Annotated in this window: 14 protein-coding genes; 8 read left to right on the forward strand and 6 right to left on the reverse strand. The window is 73.3% G+C overall.

All coding sequences use genetic code 11. The annotated features are described in order from the left end of the window. Window positions 1-5 precede the first annotated feature (5 nt). The gene (locus tag ACFVX9_RS11660) at window positions 6-2,030 is read right to left on the reverse strand and encodes a M3 family metallopeptidase (RefSeq protein WP_380377820.1); all 2,025 of its coding nucleotides are present in this window, start codon (window positions 2,028-2,030) and stop codon (window positions 6-8) included. Between the two features lie 155 nt (window positions 2,031-2,185). Between ACFVX9_RS11660 and ACFVX9_RS11665 the strand changes: the two genes are divergently transcribed. Continuing rightward, window positions 2,186-3,901 (forward strand): bifunctional 3'-5' exonuclease/DNA polymerase, encoded by a 1,716-nt coding sequence (locus tag ACFVX9_RS11665; RefSeq protein ID WP_380377818.1) that lies wholly within the window; start codon window positions 2,186-2,188, stop codon window positions 3,899-3,901. A gap of 34 nt (window positions 3,902-3,935) precedes the next feature. On the opposite strand, the gene dhaM is transcribed toward ACFVX9_RS11665, so the two are convergent. Beyond that, the gene (gene dhaM / locus ACFVX9_RS11670) at window positions 3,936-4,328 is read right to left on the reverse strand and encodes a dihydroxyacetone kinase phosphoryl donor subunit DhaM (RefSeq protein ID WP_380377816.1); all 393 of its coding nucleotides are present in this window, start codon (window positions 4,326-4,328) and stop codon (window positions 3,936-3,938) included. Between the two features lie 157 nt (window positions 4,329-4,485). Here dhaM and dhaK point away from each other — a divergent pair, with 157 nt between their 5' ends. Both dhaK and dhaL read left to right on the forward strand, forming a co-directional pair. After that, complete coding sequence (gene dhaK, locus ACFVX9_RS11675) at window positions 4,486-5,481, forward strand: dihydroxyacetone kinase subunit DhaK (protein WP_380377814.1); 996 nt, start codon at window positions 4,486-4,488, stop codon at window positions 5,479-5,481. Window positions 5,482-5,494: 13 nt separating this feature from the next. Next, a complete protein-coding gene (gene dhaL / locus ACFVX9_RS11680; RefSeq protein WP_380377813.1) occupies window positions 5,495-6,154 on the forward strand; it encodes a dihydroxyacetone kinase subunit DhaL in 660 nt (219 codons plus the stop codon). A gap of 51 nt (window positions 6,155-6,205) precedes the next feature. Here the strand turns inward: dhaL and ACFVX9_RS11685 are convergent, their stop codons facing one another. Continuing rightward, the gene (locus tag ACFVX9_RS11685) at window positions 6,206-7,378 is read right to left on the reverse strand and encodes a PP2C family protein-serine/threonine phosphatase (RefSeq protein WP_380377812.1); all 1,173 of its coding nucleotides are present in this window, start codon (window positions 7,376-7,378) and stop codon (window positions 6,206-6,208) included. A 160-nt stretch (window positions 7,379-7,538) separates the two neighbouring features. On the opposite strand from ACFVX9_RS11685, the gene ACFVX9_RS11690 reads away from it, so the two are divergent. From ACFVX9_RS11690 to ACFVX9_RS11700, 3 genes are all read left to right on the forward strand, one after another. Next, window positions 7,539-8,477: a PrsW family intramembrane metalloprotease gene (locus tag ACFVX9_RS11690; RefSeq protein ID WP_380377810.1), complete on the forward strand. Its 939-nt coding sequence runs from the start codon at window positions 7,539-7,541 to the stop codon at window positions 8,475-8,477. Window positions 8,478-8,515: 38 nt separating this feature from the next. Further along, a complete protein-coding gene (locus tag ACFVX9_RS11695) occupies window positions 8,516-8,845 on the forward strand; it encodes a heavy-metal-associated domain-containing protein (protein WP_380338027.1) in 330 nt (109 codons plus the stop codon). Window positions 8,846-9,021: 176 nt separating this feature from the next. Then, window positions 9,022-11,238, forward strand: coding sequence for a heavy metal translocating P-type ATPase (locus ACFVX9_RS11700; protein ID WP_387981440.1), 2,217 nt, complete (start codon window positions 9,022-9,024; stop codon window positions 11,236-11,238). 111 nt (window positions 11,239-11,349) lie between these two features. On the opposite strand, the gene ACFVX9_RS11705 is transcribed toward ACFVX9_RS11700, so the two are convergent. From ACFVX9_RS11705 to ACFVX9_RS11715, 3 genes are all read right to left on the reverse strand, one after another. Then, window positions 11,350-12,069 carry an SDR family NAD(P)-dependent oxidoreductase gene (locus ACFVX9_RS11705; protein ID WP_063349393.1) on the reverse strand — a complete coding sequence of 240 codons (720 nt, stop codon included), beginning with the start codon at window positions 12,067-12,069 and terminating at the stop codon, window positions 11,350-11,352. Window positions 12,070-12,605: 536 nt separating this feature from the next. Next, window positions 12,606-13,895, reverse strand: a complete 1,290-nt coding sequence (locus ACFVX9_RS11710; protein ID WP_063349392.1) for a citrate synthase — start codon at window positions 13,893-13,895, stop codon at window positions 12,606-12,608. A gap of 225 nt (window positions 13,896-14,120) precedes the next feature. Further along, complete coding sequence (locus tag ACFVX9_RS11715; RefSeq protein ID WP_380377808.1) at window positions 14,121-16,355, reverse strand: ATP-dependent RecD-like DNA helicase; 2,235 nt, start codon at window positions 16,353-16,355, stop codon at window positions 14,121-14,123. Between the two features lie 221 nt (window positions 16,356-16,576). On the opposite strand from ACFVX9_RS11715, the gene ACFVX9_RS11720 reads away from it, so the two are divergent. Together ACFVX9_RS11720 and ACFVX9_RS11725 are read left to right on the forward strand one after the other, a co-directional pair. After that, window positions 16,577-17,368, forward strand: a complete 792-nt coding sequence (locus tag ACFVX9_RS11720; RefSeq protein ID WP_387981437.1) for a VOC family protein — start codon at window positions 16,577-16,579, stop codon at window positions 17,366-17,368. Between the two features lie 89 nt (window positions 17,369-17,457). Beyond that, window positions 17,458-17,910 carry a GNAT family N-acetyltransferase gene (locus ACFVX9_RS11725; RefSeq protein ID WP_063349389.1) on the forward strand — a complete coding sequence of 151 codons (453 nt, stop codon included), beginning with the start codon at window positions 17,458-17,460 and terminating at the stop codon, window positions 17,908-17,910. Window positions 17,911-18,055: the final 145 nt, after the last annotated feature.

Genomic DNA, 18,055 nt, shown 5'->3' on the forward strand with positions numbered 1-18,055 from the left:
AACGGCTAGACCAGGCCCCGCCGCGCCAGCAGCGGCCCGGTCTCCGGCGCCCGGCCGACCACCGCGCGGAAGGACTCCAGCGGGTCCCGGCCGTAGCCGCGCGCCAGCAGCTCGCGCCGGAACAGCTCGCCGCTCTCCCGCACCGCGCGCCCGTTGCCCTCGAACCACTGCACGGTGTCGGCGTCCAGCACCTCCGACCAGATGTACGCGTAGTACCCGGCGCTGTAGCCGCTGGCGAAGACGTGCTGGAAGTACGCCGTCCGGTAGCGCGGCGGGATCGCCGGCACCGCGATCCCGGCCTCCGCCAGCGCCCGTGCCTCGAACTCCTCGGCGTCCGCGATCTCCCGGCCCTGCGGCACGGTGTGCCAGGCCCAGTCCAGCAGCGTCGCCGCGAGGTACTCCACCGTCCGGAAGCCCTCCCCGAAGCCCTCGGCCGCCACCATCCGCTCGACCAGCTCGGCCGGCAGCGGCTCCCCGGTCACGTGGTGGCGCGCGTAGTTGGCCAGCACCTCCGGCCGGACCATCCACATCTCGTTGACCTGCGAGGGGAACTCGACGAAGTCCCGGGGCACCGAGGTGCCCGCGAACAGCGGGTACCGCACGTCCGAGAACAGCCCGTGCAGCGCGTGCCCGAACTCGTGGAAGAGCGTGCGCACCTCGTCCCAGGCCAGCAGCACCGGCTCGCCCGGCGCCGGGCGGGCGATGTTCAGGTTGTTGATCACCACCGGCCGGCGGCCGGTCAGCCCCGACTGGCTCACCAGCTCGTCCATCCAGGCACCGCCGCGCTTGGACGCCCGGGCGTGGAAGTCGCCGATGAACAGGCCCAGCGAACCGCCGTCCTCCTCGAACACCTCGAAGACCCGCGCGTCCGGGTGGTGGGCCGTCAGGTCCGTCCGCTCGGTGAAGGTCAGCCCGTACGCCAGCCCCGCGGCGAAGAACACGCCGTCCCGGAGCACCCGCTCCAGCTCGAAGTACGGGCGCAGCACCGCCGCGTCCACCTGGTAGGAGCTCTGCCGGACCTTCTCCGAGTAGTACGCCCAGTCGTGCGCGGCGATCTCCTCGATCCCGTCCGCCGCCGCCAGCTTGGCCAGCTCGGCGGCCTCCCGGCCGGCGTTGGCCACCGCCGGACCCACCAGCCGGGCCAGCAGTCCGGACACCGCCTCCACCGTGCCCGCGGTCTCGTCCTCCACCACGTACGCGGCGTGGCTCGGGTGCCCCAGCAGCGCGGCCCGCTCGGCGCGCAGCCCGGCCATCCGGATCGCCAGCGGGCCGTTGACCGCCAGGCCCCGGTCGAGCGAGGCCGCCAGCAGCCGCTCGCGCACCGACCGGTCGGTCAGCCGGGCCAGTTCGGGCTGGCCGGAGGTGCTCTTCAGGGACAGCACGAACCGGCCCTCCTGCCCGAGCACCCGGGCGTTCTCCGCAGCGGCGGCGACCTCGTCCGCGGACAGCCCGTCCAGCTCCTCGGCCGCGTCCACGACCAGCGCGGCGGCCTTGCTGGCGGCGTTCACGTTCTGCTGGAACGTCGTGCCGAGCGCGGCGAGTTCGGCGTTCAGCTCGCGCAGCCGGGCCTGCTCGGCCTCGCCCAGCCGGGCGCCGGAGCGGACGAAACGGGTGTGCCGGGTCTCCAGCAGCCGCAGCGACTCCGGGTCCAGGCCCAGTTCGGCGCGGCGCCCGTACAGCTCCTCGATCCGGGCGAACAGGGCGCGGTCCAGGTGGATCGCGTCGTGGTGCGCGGCCAGCAGCGGGCTCACCGCGGTCTCCACCTCGTCGACCGGCTCGCTGGTGTCCGAGGACGACTGGTTGCGGAACACCGCGTCCACCCGGCGCAGCAGCTCCCCGGAACGCTCCAGGGCGACCAGGGTGTTGTCCGGCGTCGGCGGCCGCGGATCCGCGGTGATCGCCGCGATCTCGGCCAGCTGCTCCGCCATCCCGCGCTCGTACGCGGGCAGGAAGTGCTCCGGCCGGATCTCGGCGAAGGGCGGCAGTTCGTAGACCAGGGGGCTGGGCTTGAAGAACGGGTTCTCGGTCATTTCGCCGACCCTACGCCGTGTCACCCACCCTGCCTATGCGCCCCCGCCCCCGTTGTCGTACCCACCCGTTAACGTCGAGCCCGGACACCCGAACGACCGCACACCCGTGCCCGTACCCGCACGCCAGAACAGCGCGCCGGAGAGGAGACGCCCCCGTGGCACCCAGGACGGCCCTCGCCCCCGACCCGCACGGCCCCGGCGGCCGGCTCCAGCCGCTCGACGACGCCGGCACCCCGCTCGGCCCGCCCGAGAAGGTCCCCGACCTCGCCGCCGCCGTCGCCGCCCGGGAGGCCGCCGAGCACTCCCGTTGGGTGTGGGCCGCCACCGACAGCGCCTACGCGCCGCTGCTGCCCCGGCTGCCCGACCGGCTCGCCCGCTGCCACGACCTGCGCCTGGTCGAGGCCCTGCTGCTGGCGCACGAGGGCCGGTTCGGCGCGCCGCGCTCGCTCGGCGCCGCCTGGTCCCGGCTGCGCGGCCTGCCCGTCCCGGACGACCTGCCCGAGCCCGGCTCCGCCGAGGCCGACGACGGGCAGGACACCCTGTTCGCGCCCGACCGGCTGCAACTGCCGCCCGGCGCCGACCCGCTGACCGCCGTCGTCGCCGTCCACGCCGAGCAGCAGCGCCGGATCGCCGCGATCGCCGACCCGGCCGCCCGGCACCGGTTCCGGCTGCTGGTCGCCGCCGAGTCCGCCGGCGCACTCGTCGCCGCCGAGATCGCGTACGACGGGCTGCCCTGGCGCGCCGACGTCCACGACCAACTGCTCACCGAACTCCTCGGCCCCCGCCCGACCGTCCCCGGCGCCCAGCCGAGACTGCTCGCCGACCTCTCCGTCGAACTCCAACAGGCCCTCGGCGGGCGCCCGTTCAACCCCGACTCGCACACCCAGGTGCTGCGCGCCTTCGCCGAGAACGGCATCCAGCTCGGCTCCACCCGCTCCTGGGAGCTCAAGGGCGTCGCCCACCCGGCCGCCGCGCTGCTGATCCGCTACAAGGAGCTGTCCCGGATCCACGCCGCGCACGGCTGGGCCTGGCAGGACGCCTGGGCCCGCGGCGGCCGGTTCCGGCCCGAGTACGTGGTCGGCGGCGTGGTCTCCGGACGCTGGGCCAGCCGCGGCGGCGGCGCGCTGCAGATCCCGCGCATCCTGCGCCGCGCCGTCGTCGCCGACCCGGGCTGGCTGCTGGTCGTCGCCGACGCCGCCCAGCTGGAGCCCCGGGTGCTCGCCGCGCTCTCCCAGGACGCCGGGCTGGCCCGCACCGCCGCCGGCGGCGACCTGTACGAGGCGCTGGCCGCCAACGCCTTCCAGGGCGACCGCGACAAGGCCAAGCTCGGCCTGCTCGGCGCCATGTACGGGCAGACCAGCGGCGACATCGGCCCGCTGCTGAACACCCTGCGCCACCGCTACCCCGCCGCGATGGGCTACGTCGAGGCCGCCGCCCGCACCGGCGAGGACGGCGGGGTGGTCGCCTCCCGGCTGGGCCGGGTCTGCCCGCCCGCCTCCGCCGAGTTCCTCGACCTCACCGAGGCCCCCGACACGGCCGGCGAGGCCGGCGGCCGGCAGGCCCGCGCCCGCGGCCGCTTCACCCGCAACTTCGTCATCCAGGCCAGCGCCGCCGACTGGGCACTCGCCCTGCTCGCCGCCCTGCGCCGCCGGCTGGGCGAGCTGCCGGCGGCCGGCCCGGCGGAACGCCCGCACCTGGTGTTCTTCCAGCACGACGAGGTGATCGTGCACACCCCGGCCAACCTCGCCGACGAGGTGGCCGCCGCGGTCGCCGAGGCGGCCGACGAGGCCCGCCGCCTGGTGTTCGGCGACACCCCGGTCCGCTTCCCGCTCACCACGGCGGTGGTGGACTGCTACGCCGACGCCAAGTAGCCGCCCCCTCTTCCCGGTCTCCGGCCCCGCGGCTTCACAGCTTCCGGAACGAGCGGGCCTCCTCGGCCGCCGCGACCACCTCCGCCAGCGCCGCCCCGGTCGAGGCGGTGACGGCGGCCGCCACCGCGCCCTCCACGAACGGCGCGTCCACCAGCCGCACGCCCGGGCGCGGCTCGTCCTCCAGCACCGTGACGGCGGTGAGCACCGAGCTGCCGAGATCCGGCAGCACGACCACGCCCGCCCCGCCGTCCGCCTCCGCGACGGCCCGCGCGATCAGGTCGTAGCTGGTGCCGAGCCCGCCGTCCTCCGTACCCCCCGCGCACACCACCCGCACGCCGCCCGAGGCGAGTTCGGCGAGCAGCTCGCGCAGCCCGGCGGCCAGTCGGGCGCTGTGCGAGACCAGGACGATACCCACGTGTTCGCTCATGCGCCCGACCCTACGACCGACCTCGTGGCCGACGCCGCTACTCCGGGAGAGTGACGCGAATCCCGCGTGTCGCACCCCGTGCCCACCACCCCCGTCTGGCGTAGCGTCGGGGCAGCAGCGTCCACGGCCGACGACCCGCACAAGGGAGCGAAGAGCGTTGAAGAAGCTGATCAACACCCCGGAGAGCGTCCTGGAGGACGCGTTGGCCGGAGTCGCCGCCGCCCACCCCGAGCTGACGGTGGACATCCCCAACCGGGTGATCACCCGGGCCGCCCGCCCGGCCGGGCCCAAGGTCGCGGTGATCTCCGGCGGCGGCTCCGGCCACGAGCCGCTGCACGGCGGCTTCGTCGGCCCCGGCATGCTGGACGCCGCCTGCCCCGGCGAGGTCTTCACCTCCCCGGTACCGGACCAGATGCTGGCCGCCGCCCAGACCGTGGAGAGCGGCGCCGGCGTCGTCTTCATCGTGAAGAACTACACCGGCGACGTGATGAACTTCGAGCTCGCCGCCGAACTCGCCGCCGAGGAGGGCCTGGCGGTCCGCACCGTCCTGGTCGATGACGACGTCGCGGTCGAGGACTCCACCTGGACGGCCGGCCGCCGCGGCACCGGGGCGACCGTCCTGGTCGAGAAGGCCACCGGAGCGCTGGCCGAACGCGGCGCCCCGCTCGACGAGGTGGCCGCCCTGGGCGAGCGGGTCAACGCCGCCTCCCGCTCCTTCGCCATCGCGCTCACCGCTGCCACCACCCCGGCCGCCGGCAAGCCCGGCTTCGACCTGCCCGAGGACGAGATCGAGGTCGGCGTCGGCATCCACGGCGAGCCCGGCCGTCGCCGCGAGAAGCTGCGCCCGGCCCGCGCGCTGGCCGCCGAGGTGGTCGACACCATCCTCGCCGACCACCACCTGGCCCCGGGCGACGAGGTGATCGCCCTGCTCAACGGCCTCGGCGCGACCCCCCTGCTGGAGCTGTACATCGCCTACGGCGAGGTCGCCGCCCGGCTCGCCGAGCGCGGCATCACGGTGGCCCGCAGCCTGGTCGGCAACTACGTCACCAGTCTGGACATGGCGGGCTTCTCGCTCACCCTCACCAAGGCCGACCCGCAGCTGCTGGAGCTGTGGGACGCGCCCGTCGACACCCCCGCCCTCAAGCGGGCCTGAGCCGGGAGACGCCATGGACTTCGACACCCCCCTCGCCGAGGCCTGGGTCCGCGCGATCGCCGCGGCCGTCGAGAAGGAGCAGGGCCGGCTCACCGAGCTGGACTCGGCGATCGGCGACGGCGACCACGGCAGCAACCTCCGGCGCGGCTTCTCCGCCGCCCTGGCCGCCCTCGACGGCCTCCGGCCGGCCGGCCCGGGCGCGGTGCTCACCAAGGTGGGCAGCACGCTGATCTCCAAGGTCGGCGGTGCCTCCGGCCCGCTCTACGGCAAGGCCTTCCGCGCCATCGGCGCCGCCCTGCCCGATCCCGCCCTGGCCGACCCCACCGACCCGGCCGACCCGGCCGGCCCGGCCGCCGTCGCCGAGGCACTGGCGGCCGGCCTGGACGCCGTCCGCACCCTCGGCAAGGCCGTGCCCGGGGACAAGACCATCGTCGACGCCTACACCCCGGCCGTCGCCGCCTTCCGCGCCGCGGCCGGCGCCGGGGCCACCCTCCCCGAGGCGGCGGCCGCCGCCGCCGAGGCCGCCGACCAGGGCGCCCGCGACACCGTCCCCCTCCAGGCCCGCAAGGGCCGCGCCTCCTACCTCGGCGAGCGCAGCATCGGCCACCAGGACCCTGGCGCCACCTCCACCGCCCTCCTCTTCCGCGCCCTCGCCGACGTCACCGCGTCCTGAGGCGCCCTCCTCCTCCCCCTCCCCACGCGGGGAGGGGGAGGAGGCCGGCCCTCAGCCGTCCGTCCTGGCGATCAGCAACAGCAGGGCGTCGTCCCGCAGTTCCCCGCCCGTATGCGCGAGCAGGTCCGCGTACACCCGCCCCACCGCCGCCTCCAGATCCCCCTCCGACCGCGTGGCGCCCCGCACCAGCGGCCCGACCCGCTCCGCCAGCGGGTAGAACTCCCCGCTCTTGCGGTGCCGCGCCTCGACCACCCCGTCCGTGCAGAGCACCAGGACGTCCTCCGCCCCGAACGGCTGGTCCCAGCTGGCCGGTTCGCCCGTCGCCAGCCGTCCGAGGCCGAGCGGCACCCAGGGGTCGGGGGCGTCCAGCACGTGCGCCCGCCCGTCGCCGTCGACCCGGATCGGCGGGACGTGCCCGTACTGCAGCAGTTCCATCACCCCGGGCGTGCGGAACTCCGCGAACAGCGCGGTGGTGAACTCCCCGTCCGGGACGTGCCGCTCGACGCTGGCCTCGATCCGCGCCGCGACGCCCCGCAGCCCGGCCTCGTCGTACGCAGCCTCCCGGAACGCGCCGAGCACCACGGCCGCGGTCTGCACGGCGGAGAGACCCTTGCCCCGGACGTCCCCGACCGCGACCCGGGTGCCGTGCGGCGTCTCCAGCACCGAGTACAGGTCCCCGCCGATCCGTGAGGCGTCGGCCGCCGACACGTACCGGACGGCCAGCCGCAGCGGCCCGACGGCCGGCCCGGGCAGCCGCAGCAGGGCCCGCTGGGCGGCCTCGGCGACGGAGCTGACGGCCGCGAAGGCCGCCGCGCGCCGCATCCGGATCTTGGCGACCCAGGCGGAGAAGAGCGTCAACACGACATAGCTGACCATCGCACCGTAGAGGAAGCGCGCGTCGTTGATGTTGTCGACCTCGTCGTAGTGGCTGAGCCCGAAGACCGCGAGCAGGCCGAGCGCGCAGACGGCGAGCAGTTCGCCCGGTCTGAGGGTGAGCGCGGCGGCGGCCGGGACGACGGTCATCAGCGGTGCCAGGTAGCGGTCCTTGCCGGAGAGGAGGTCAGCGAGTGCGACCAGGAGCACGGCGAGCAGCGCCGGGCTGGCCCGCCGCCAGAACGGCACGTCCTGGAGGTCGGCGGCCAGCAGGGCGCCGCGCCGCCGGTCCGGCGGCAGCCCGGCGGCGCTGGGGGCCGAGGGGGACTGGGCACGGCGGGTCGGGAACACATACCGAACATAAGGGACGTTCGCGGCACCCACCCGCCCGCCTACCGCGTTTCCGTCCGCCGCGGCCGCCGCCCCGCCGCACGGGCGTCCCGATCGCCCCTAAATGCCCTATTTGTCATACAGTTCGACCAAAGCGGCTACCCCGAGGAGGCCCTGACCGGTGTCCGGCTACCGCAACACCCCCCGCATCTCCGACGCCCCGGCCCGCACGACGGCCACGTCCGACCACTGGCTGAGGGTCTTCGCCGTCGGCCTGCTGCTCTGGGGCGCCACCGTCGTCGTCACGTTCCTCACCGGGAACAGCAACCTCGTCCCGACGATCGTGCTGCTCGGCAGCTTCCTGGTCCCGGCCACCGTGGTGATCTGGGCCTACGAGCGCTACGCCGGCGACCTCGGCCCGGACCGGATCTTCGCCTGCTTCGGCGTCGGCGGCATCATCGGCGTCCTGGGCGCCTCGGTGCTGGAGAGCTACCTGGTCTCGCCCTCGGCCTCGATGTACGTCGCCGTCGGGCTGATCGAGGAGGCGGCCAAGCTGGCCGCCCTGGTCATGGTGAGCCGCCGACTGCGGGTCAGCGGGCTGCGGCACGGGCTGGTGCTCGGCGCCACCGTCGGCGCGGGGTTCGCCGCGTTCGAGAGTGCCGGATACGCGTTCAACGCCGTGCTGAGCAACCAGGGGCTTTCGCTCGAGGACCTGGTCGAGACGGAGATCCTGCGCGGGGTGCTCGCGCCGGTCGGCCACATCCTGTGGACGGCGATCGTCGGCGGGGTGCTGTTCAGCGAGCGCCGCGGCGGGCGGTTCCGCTTCACCACCCCGGTCGCCGTCACCTACCTGGGCGTATCGCTGCTGCACGCGCTCTGGGACAGCACGAGCGGCATCGCCGTCTGGCTGGTCGCCAAGACCACCGCGAGCTCCTGGCAGCGCGCCCTGTTCGAGCTCGGCCACATGCCCGACCCCACCAGCGAGCAGGTGCACCTGTACACCCTCTACGACACGGCCGGGCTGCTCGTGGTCTCCTTGGGCGGGCTGCTCTGGCTGCGGCTGCTGATCCGGCGCGAGCGCGCGCCGATCCCGGCCCAGCTCCCGGCCTCCCCGGCCTGAGGCGGTCCGGCGCATACGCTCGACCGGCGCGCGCGCCCGTGACGCGCGCCACTTCACCCACCCCTCCCGGAAATACCCCTGAGGGGTATGGTGTTGTCAGAGTAGAACCCGGGCCGACGCCCGGGGCGCCACACCTCCCGGAGGCCCGGATGTCCAGCACCACCACCTACACCGTGACCGGCATGAGCTGCGGCCACTGCGAGAAGGCGATCAGCGAGGAGCTCTCCGCCCTCACCGGCGTCACCGAGGTCGCCGCCGACTCCAAGGCCGGCACCGTGACGGTCTCCTCCCTCGCCCCGCTGGACGACGAGCAGGTCCGCAGCGCCGTCGACGAGGCCGGCTACGAACTGGTCGGCCGCAGCGCCTAGGCCCCCTGTACGCCCGGTACGGCGGGGCCCGGGCAGCGGACCCCGCCGTACACCCCCACCGAGGAGCTGCCGAGGAGCCGATCCGCATGAGCGAGCGAAGCGAACTGGTCACCACCGCCCCCGGCGTCCAGGGCACCCCCGGGGTCCGGGACCGGGTCGAGCTGTCGATCGGCGGCATGACCTGCGCCTCCTGCGCGACCCGGATCGAGAAGAAGCTCAACCGGATGGACGGCGTCGAGGCCACCGTCAACCTCGCCACCGAGAAGGCCCGGGTCGACTACGGCCCCGGGGTGACGGTCGAGGACCTGATCGCCACGGTCGAGCGCACCGGCTACACCGCCGAACTCCCGCCGCCCCCGGCCCCCGCCCTCCCGACCGGCGCCGACGCCAGTAGCGGTGCCAGTACCGGTACCGACACCGCCGACCCGCTGTACGACCGGCTGCTGATCAGCGCCGTCCTCAGCGTCCCGGTGGTCATGCTGTCGATGATCCCGGCCCTCCAGTTCGCCAACTGGCAGTGGCTCGCCTTCGCACTCACCGGCCCGGTCGTGGTCTACGGCGGCCTGCCGTTCCACCGCGCCGCCTGGACCAACCTCAAGCACGGCGCCGCGACCATGGACACCCTGGTCTCGCTCGGCACCCTGGCCGCCTTCGGCTGGTCGTTCTGGGCACTGTTCTGGGGCCACGCGGGCCTGCCCGGGATGCACCACGACTTCTCACTGGCGATCGGCGACACCGACGCCCCCTCCACCCTCTACCTGGAGACGGCCGCCGCCGTCACCGTGCTGATCCTGCTCGGCCGCCACCTGGAGGCCCGCTCCAAGCGCCGGGCCGGGGCCGCCCTGCACGCCCTGCTCGACCTCGGCGCCAAGGACGTCACCGTGCTGCGCGGCGGGGCCGAGGTCCGGATCCCGGTCGGCGGCCTGGCCGTGGGCGACCGGTTCGTGGTGCGGCCGGGCGAGAAGATCGCCACCGACGGCGTGGTGGTCGAGGGCGGATCGGCGGTGGACGCCTCGATGCTCACCGGCGAGTCCGTACCGGTCGAGGTCGGCGTCGGCGACCAGGTCACCGGCGCCACCGTCAACGCCGGCGGCCGGCTGGTGGTCGAGGCCACCCGGATCGGCGCGGACACCCAGCTGTCCCGGATGGCCCGGCTGGTCGAGGACGCGCAGAACGGCAAGGCCGCCGCCCAGCGCCTCGCCGACCGGATCTCCGCCGTCTTCGTCCCGATCGTCATCCTGCTCGCGCTCGCCACCCTGGTCGGCTGGCTCCTGGTCTCGGACAGCCCCACCGAGGCGTTCACCGCCGCCGTGGCCGTGCTGATCATCGCCTGCCCGTGCGCCCTGGGCCTGGCCACCCCGACCGCGCTCATGGTCGGCACCGGCCGCGGCGCCCAACTGGGCATCCTGATCAAGGGCCCCGAAGTACTGGAGACCACCCGCCGGGTGGACACCGTCGTCCTGGACAAGACCGGCACCGTCACCACCGGCCGGATGACCCTGCTCGCCGTGCACACCGCCGAGGGCGTCGACGAGACCGAGGCGCTGCGCCTGGCCGGCGCCCTGGAGCACGCCTCCGAGCACCCGATCGCCGCCGCCATCGCCACCGCCGCCGCGGAGCGGGCCGGCGCGCTGCCGCCGGTCGAGGACTTCCGCAACCTCCCCGGGCGGGGCGTGCAGGGCGTCGTCGAGGGCCGGACGGTGGTCGCCGGGCGCGAGGCCCTGCTCGCCGACCGGGCCCAGCACCTGCCGCCCGTCCTGGCCCGCGCCAAGGCCGCGGCCGAGGCGGCCGGGCGGACCGCGATCGCGGTGGGCTGGGACGGCGAGGCCCGGGCCGTCCTGGAGGTCGCGGACGCGGTCAGGCCGACCAGCGCCGAGGCGATCGCCCGGCTGCGCGCGCTGGGCCTGCGTCCGGTGCTGCTGACCGGCGACAACCGGGCGGTCGCCGAGGCCGTCGCGGCCGAGGTCGGCATCGCCCCGGCGGACGTGGTCGCCGAGGTGCTGCCCGAGGACAAGGTCGCCACCGTCAAGCGGCTCCAGGCCGAGGGCAAGGTCGTGGCGATGGTCGGCGACGGCGTCAACGACGCGGCCGCCCTCGCCCAGGCCGACCTGGGCCTGGCCATGGGCACCGGCACCGACGCCGCGATCGAGGCCGGCGACCTCACCCTGGTCCGCGGCGACCTGCGCTCGGCGGCCGACGCCATCCGGCTCTCCCGCCGCACGCTCGGCACCATCAAGGGCAACCTGTGCTGGGCCTTCGGCTACAACGTGGCAGCGATCCCGCTGGCCGCCGCCGGGCTGCTCAACCCGATGGTCGCCGGCGCCGCGATGGCCTTCTCCTCGGTCTTCGTGGTCACCAACAGCCTGCGGCTGCGCCGCTTCCAGCCCGCCTGACCCGCCCGCGCGACGCGGAAGGGCCCGGACCGCCAGGTCCGGGCCCTTCCCTGCGTCAACGCGCCAAAGCACCACCGCGTCAACGCGTCACCGCGTCACCGCGTCACCGCGTCACCGCCCGAGCAGCTCGCCGCCGTTGCAGTGCAGGATCTCGCCGGTGATGAACCCGGCCTCGGGCGAGGCCAGGAAGTAGACCGCAGCCGCGACCTCACCGGTCTCCCCGATCCGGCCCAGCAGGGTGCGGGCCGCCCGGCGGGAGACCTCGGCCTCGTCCAGCCGGGGGCCGAAGAACTCGGTGCCGGCCACCGTCCCGGGCGCGACGATGTTGGCGGTGATCCCGGAGGTGCCCAACTGGGCGGCCAGGAAGTGGTTCCAGGCGTGCAGCGAGGCCTTTGCCGCGCCGAACGAGCCGGCCCCGCGCAGGGCGGCGATCGAGCTGATGGTGACCACCCGGCCGGCGCCGGGGGTGAGCCGGTCCCGGATCGACTCGGTGAGCAGCACCACGGTCAGCACGTTGCGCTCGAAGTCGCCGCGCCAGCGGGCCAGCAGGGCGTGCGGCCCGGCGCCGATCACGGTCTCCCGGCTGCCGGCGTTGTTGACCAGGACGTCGATCCGCTCGGGCAGTTCGGCGAGCGCGGCCTCGACGGCATCGGGGTCGGCGAGATCGCACACCAGCGGGGTGACGTTCGGCCCGAGGTCCGCCGCGGCCTTCTCCAGGACCGCGCGGCGGCGGCCCACGATCACGACCCGTTCGCCCGCCTCGGCGAACCGCCGCGCGACTTCGTACCCGATTCCCGTGCCACCGCCGGTGACAACGACGTTCCTGGCCATCTGCGCACTCCCTCCCCAGCTCCGCCGCCACGCTGCGAGGGTGCGGGACGGTCCGTACCGGAATGCCACGATTCCTATCACGCTCGGTTGCCGTGACTGCGGGGAGGGTGACGTCGCGCGCGCGGGAACGTGTGATATGGGCTCGGCACGAGGTGCACACGGAGCGTGGCGAGAGGCAGCTCACACCCCCCGGGCGTAACTTCTCGCACCCTGATACGTCTTAGGTTGGTAGTGCGGCAGTTTTCCGATGAGCGGGGACGCGACGAACGGCAATGCGTCCCCGCGCTTCCACCGACTGCCGCCGACGGGGCTCCGGCGGGCCCCGGGACGGTCGTCGACCTTGACGGCCTTCGCGCACGACGCCGGGGTTGCGGCGGGTCAGGGACGCTTTGAGCGGCCGTCCCCGGCTTCGGCCCGGCCCCGGAGTCGTGCGCCGTACGGTTCCGCCCCAGCGCGGGCGCCCACCCGGGCCCACCGCACGGGGACGCGGAAGGGCCCGGCCGCCAAGTGGCGACCGGGCCCTTCCGGGTGCAGCGTCAGCGGTCGCCGAGGGCGACGTAGTCGCGGATCTCGACGCCGGTGTAGATCTGGCGCGGACGGCCGATCCGGCTGGTCGGGTCGTTGATCATCTCGTGCCAGTGGGCGATCCAGCCCGGCAGCCGGCCGAGGGCGAACAGCACGGTGAACATGCTGGTCGGGAAGCCCATGGCGCGGTAGATCAGGCCGGTGTAGAAGTCCACGTTCGGGTAGAGCTTGCGCGAGATGAAGAAGTCGTCCTTGAGGGCGTGCTCCTCCAGCTTGAGCGCGATGTTCAGCAGCTCGTCGTTCTTGCCGAGCTGGCCGAGGACCTCGTGCGCGAGCAGCTTGACCTGCGCGGCGCGCGGGTCGAAGGCCTTGTAGACGCGGTGGCCGAAGCCCATCAGCTTGACGCCGGCTTCCTTGTTCTTCACCTTCGTGATGAACGCGTCGACGTCGCCGCCGTCCTTCTGGATGCTCTCCAGCATCTCCAGCACGGCCTGGTTGGCGCCGCCGTGCAGCGGGCCCCAGAGCGCCGAGATGCCCGCCGAGATCGAGGCGAACAGGTTGGCGTGGCTGGAGCCGACCAGGCGCACGGTGGAGGTCGAGCAGTTCTGCTCGTGGTCCGCGTGCAGGATGAGCAGCTTGTCCAGGGCGTTGACGATCACCGGGTTGAGCTCGTAGTCCTCGGCGGGGACGGCGAAGGTCATCCGCAGGAGGTTCTCGACGTAGCTCAGGTCGTTGCGCGGGTAGACGAAGGGCTGGCCCATCGCCTTCTTGTACGCGTAGGCGGCGATCGTCGGCAGCTTGGCGAGCAGGCGGACGGTCGACAGGTGACGCTGGCCGGCGTCGAACGGGTTGTGGCTCTCCGGGTAGAACGTGGAGAGCGCGCCGACCACCGAGGACAGCATGGCCATCGGGTGGGCGTCCCGCGGGAAGCCCTGGAAGAAGCGCTTGACGTCCTCGTGCAGCAGGGTGTGCTGGGTGATCTCGCGGTTGAACTCGGCCAGCTGGTCCGCGTTGGGCAGCTCACCGTTGATCAGGAGGTACGCGGTCTCGATGAAGCCGCCCTGCCCTGCGAGCTGCTCGATCGGGTAGCCGCGGTACCGCAGGATGCCGTTGTCACCGTCCACGAAGGTGATCGCGGACTTGTACGCGGCGGTGTTACCGAAGCCGTTGTCCAGGGTGACCAGGCCGGTCTGCGGGAGCAGCTTCGAGATGTCGAAGCCGGCGTTGCCCGCAGTGCTCTCGACGACGGGGTACTCGTACTCGCCGTCCTGGTACCGCAGTACTACCGAGTTGTCGCTCACGTCTTCCTCACCGACGAAATGAATCCTCTTCCAAGGTGCCCTGACTGTCTCTACCATCCCCCATCTGGAGGACAGCCGCGCACCCGGGGTGGCCCGAAAGGGCCCGCCCCTACAAAACCTGCTGCCGCAGCCGGTACGAACCGGACAAGATCGGCACCACCCTAGGCTCTGCCGTAAATCTCTTCACGTCAAGAGAACATTAGAGGCAACCATCCTGTTGGATAATCATCCAGTTGCCAGTCGATGATCGAGCGCCGCATGCCGTCGACCTGCACTGACGGTCCGCACGGCCTGGGCGATCGCCTTCCGTGACCCCACCAGTACCACCAGTTTCCTTGCCCTGGTCACAGCGGTGTAGAGCAGGTTTCGCTGGAGCATCGTCCAAGCGGACATGGTGACCGGAATCACCACCACTGGGTACTCGCTCCCCTGTGAGCGGTGGATCGTGACCGCGTACGCGTGGGCCAGCTCGTCCAGTTCGTCGAAGTCGTACGGCACCTCCTCGTCCTCGTCGGTGAGCACCGTCAACCGCTGGTCGTCCACGCTGAGGGCGGTCACCACTCCCACTGTGCCGTTGAAGACCCCGTTGCGCCCCTTGTCGTAGTTGTTGCGCACCTGCGTGACCTTGTCCCCCACCCGGAACGTACGCCCGCCGAACCGCCGCTCCGCCAGCCCCTCCCGGGCCGGCGTCACCGCCCCCTGGAGCAGCGTGTTCAGGTTCCCCGCCCCGGCCGGACCCCGGTGCATCGGCGCCAGCACCTGGACGTCCCGCCGCGGGTCGAAGCCGAACCGCTGCGGGATCCGCCGCGCCACCACGTCCACCGTCAGACCAGCCGCCAACTCCGCGTCGTCCTCCGCGAACAGGAAGAAGTCCGGCAGACCGTCCGTCAGCGGCGGCCGCCCCTCGTTGATCCGGTGCGCGTTCGTCACCACCCCCGACTGCTGGGCCTGCCGGAAGATCCTGGTCAGCCGCACCGACGGGATCGGGCCGCCCTCCGCCAGCAGATCCCGCAGCACCTCGCCGGCGCCCACCGACGGCAGCTGGTCCACGTCCCCCACGAACAGCAGGTGCGCCCCCGGCGGCACCGCCTTGACCAGCTTGTTCGCCAGGATCAGATCCAGCATCGAGGCCTCGTCCACCACCACCAGATCGGCGTCCAGCGGCCGGTCCCGGTCGTACGCGGCGTCCCCACCCGGTTTCAGCTCCAGCAGCCGGTGCACCGTCGAGGCCTCCGCCCCGGTCAGCTCCGCCAGCCGCTTCGCCGCCCGCCCGGTCGGCGCCGCCAGCACCACCTTCGCCCGCTTGGCCAGCGCCAGCGTCACGATCGACTTCACCGTGAACGACTTGCCGCAGCCCGGACCACCCGTCAGCACCGCGACCCGCTCGGTCAGCGCCAGCCGCACCGCCTGCTCCTGCTCCGGCGCGAGATCGGCCCCGGTACGCTTGGCCAGCCACTCCAACGCCACCGGCCAGTCCACCCCGCCGAACCACGGCATCCGGTCGGAATCCGAACGCAGCAACCGCAGCAGCTGGTTGGCCAGCGAGATCTCCGCCCGGTGGAACGGCACCAGGTACACCGCGGTGATCGCCTCGCCCGCCTCCCCCGGCACCGACTCCCGCACCACCCCCTCCGCCGCGACCAGCTCCGCCAGGCAGTCGATCACCAAGCCCACGTCCACCTGCAGCAGCTTCACGCCGTCCGCGATCAGCCGCTCCTCCGGCAGGTAGCAGTGCCCCTGGTCGCTGCTCTGCGACAGCGCGTACTGCAGCCCCGCCTTCACCCGCTCCGGGCTGTCGTGCGGGATCCCCACCGCCTGGGCGATCCGGTCCGCCGTCAGGAAGCCGATCCCCCACACGTCCGACGCCAGCCGGTACGGCTCGTTCCTCACCACCCCGATCGAGGCGTCCCCGTACTGCTTGTAGATCCGCACCGCGAGCGAGGTCGACACCCCGACCCCCTGGAGGAAGACCATCACCTCCTTGATGGCCTTCTGCTCCTCCCAGGCCGCCGCGATCTTCTTCGTCCGCTTCGGCCCCAGCCCCGGCACCTCGATCAGCCGGCCCGGCTCGTTCTCGATCACCTCCAGGGTGTCCACCCCGAAGCGCTCCACGATCCGCTCGGCGAACCGCGGCCCGATCCCCTTGATCAGCCCCGAACCCAGGTACCGCTGGATGCCCTGCACCGTCGCCGGCAGCACCGTCGTGTAGTTCTCCACCGTGAACTGCCGCCCGTACTGCGGATGCGAGCCCCACCGCCCGTGCAGCCGCAGCGACTCCCCCACCTGGGCTCCCAGCAGCGCGCCCACCACCGTCAGCAGGTCGTTCCCGCCCCGGCCGGTGTCCACCCGGGCCACCGTGTAACCGGTGTCCTCGTTGGCGTACGTGATCCGCTCCAGCACGCCCTCGACCTGCGCGAGCTGGCGCGGCGCCTCCTGCCCCGACTGCGCCTGCCTGGCCACCGGGACCCCCTTCGACCAGTACGGGTGGACCTTTCGTTACGCACCGTACCGCCCGGCCACGACAAGCCCGCACCCGCGCCCGACCGCCCCTGCGGCAGGAGCGCCTGCGGGCCCCTGCCGTGCAGCGCCCCGCCGTGCAGCGCCCCCGCCGAGGTGCCAGGCTGGGACGGGCAGGGGGGGACGATCGCGCCCGTCCGGGCCCCGTCCGAGGAGCAGTGCCCATGCTCAACACCGCCTTCCGCCCCGGCTCCCCCGACTGGCTCGACCTGGGCAGTCCCGACACCCGGGCCTCCGTCGACTTCTACACCGCCCTGTTCGGCTGGACCTTCGACCCGGCCGGCCCCGAAGCCGGCGGGTACGGCTTCTTCCAGCTCGACGGCCGGACGGTCGCCGCCCTCGGCCCGCTCGCCGAGGAGGGCTCCCTGCCCGCCTGGACGCTGTACTTCGCCACCCTCGACGCCGACCGCACCACCGAACTCGTCGAACAGGCCGGCGGGCACGTCCGGTTCACCCCCTTCGACGTCTTCACCGCGGGCCGGATGGCCGGCTACACCGACCCGACCGGCGCCGAGTTCGCCGTCTGGCAGCCGCACGACACCCGCGGCCTGGAGGTCGTCAACGAGGAGGGCAGCCTCTGCTGGGCCGAGTGCTACAGCATCGACGCCGAACGCGCCAAGACCTTCTACCGGACCGTCTTCAGCTGGCAGGAGCAGGACGTGCCGCTCGAAGGCACCTCCTACACCGTCCTCACCCCCGCCGGCGCCGGCAGCGACGACGCCCACGGCGGCATCATGCAGCTCGGCCCCGAACAGACCGCCCGCGGCACCACCTCGCACTGGCTCCCCTACTTCGAGGTCCCCAACGTGGACGCCAGCCTCGCCATCGCCGACAAGCTCGGGGCCACCGTGCGGATCCCCGCCATGGACGTCCACGGCGTGGGCCGCCTCGCCCAGTTCCACGACCCGCACGGCGCCGTCTTCGCCGTCATCACCAGTGCCAAGCCCGGAGGGTGACGGCAGATCACCCCCGAGAAGGGGCCTGAGGGGGCGCTACGGGCAGCGGCGGCGGGGTGCGGGAAACAGGGCGCGCCTATCCTCTGATCATGACTGACCTGACAATCCGCAGGGCCACCGCGGAGGACCTGCCGGCGATAGTGGCCCTGCTCGCCGACGACGCCCTGGGTGCCACCCGCGAGAGCCCCGACGACCTCACGCCGTACCGTGCCGCCTTCGCCCGCGTCGACGGCGACCCGCACCAGCACCTGGTCGCCGCCGAGCGCGCCGGCCGGACCGTCGGCACCCTGCAGCTGACCGTGATCCCCGGCCTCTCCCGGAAGGGCTCCACCCGGACCGTCATCGAGGCCGTCCGCATCCACGCCGACGAGCGGGGCAGCGGCCTCGGCACCGAACTGATCCAGTGGGCGATCGAGCGTTCCCGCGAGCTCGGTGCCGACCTCGTCCAGCTCACCTCCGACGCGACCCGCACCGACGCCCACCGCTTCTACGAGAAGCTCGGCTTCGTCCCGTCGCACGTCGGATTCAAACTCCAGCTCTGAGGCCTTCCCCAGCTCTGAGACCTTGAAGTCCCAAAGCCCCGGAAATGCAGAGAACCCCCATCCGGTTTCCCGGATGGGGGTTCTCTGTGAATGATTGTTCGGCGGCGTCCTACTCTCCCACAGGGTCCCCCCTGCAGTACCATCG

Source organism: Kitasatospora sp. NPDC058243, assembly GCF_042882025.1.
GTDB lineage: Bacteria > Actinomycetota > Actinomycetes > Streptomycetales > Streptomycetaceae > Kitasatospora.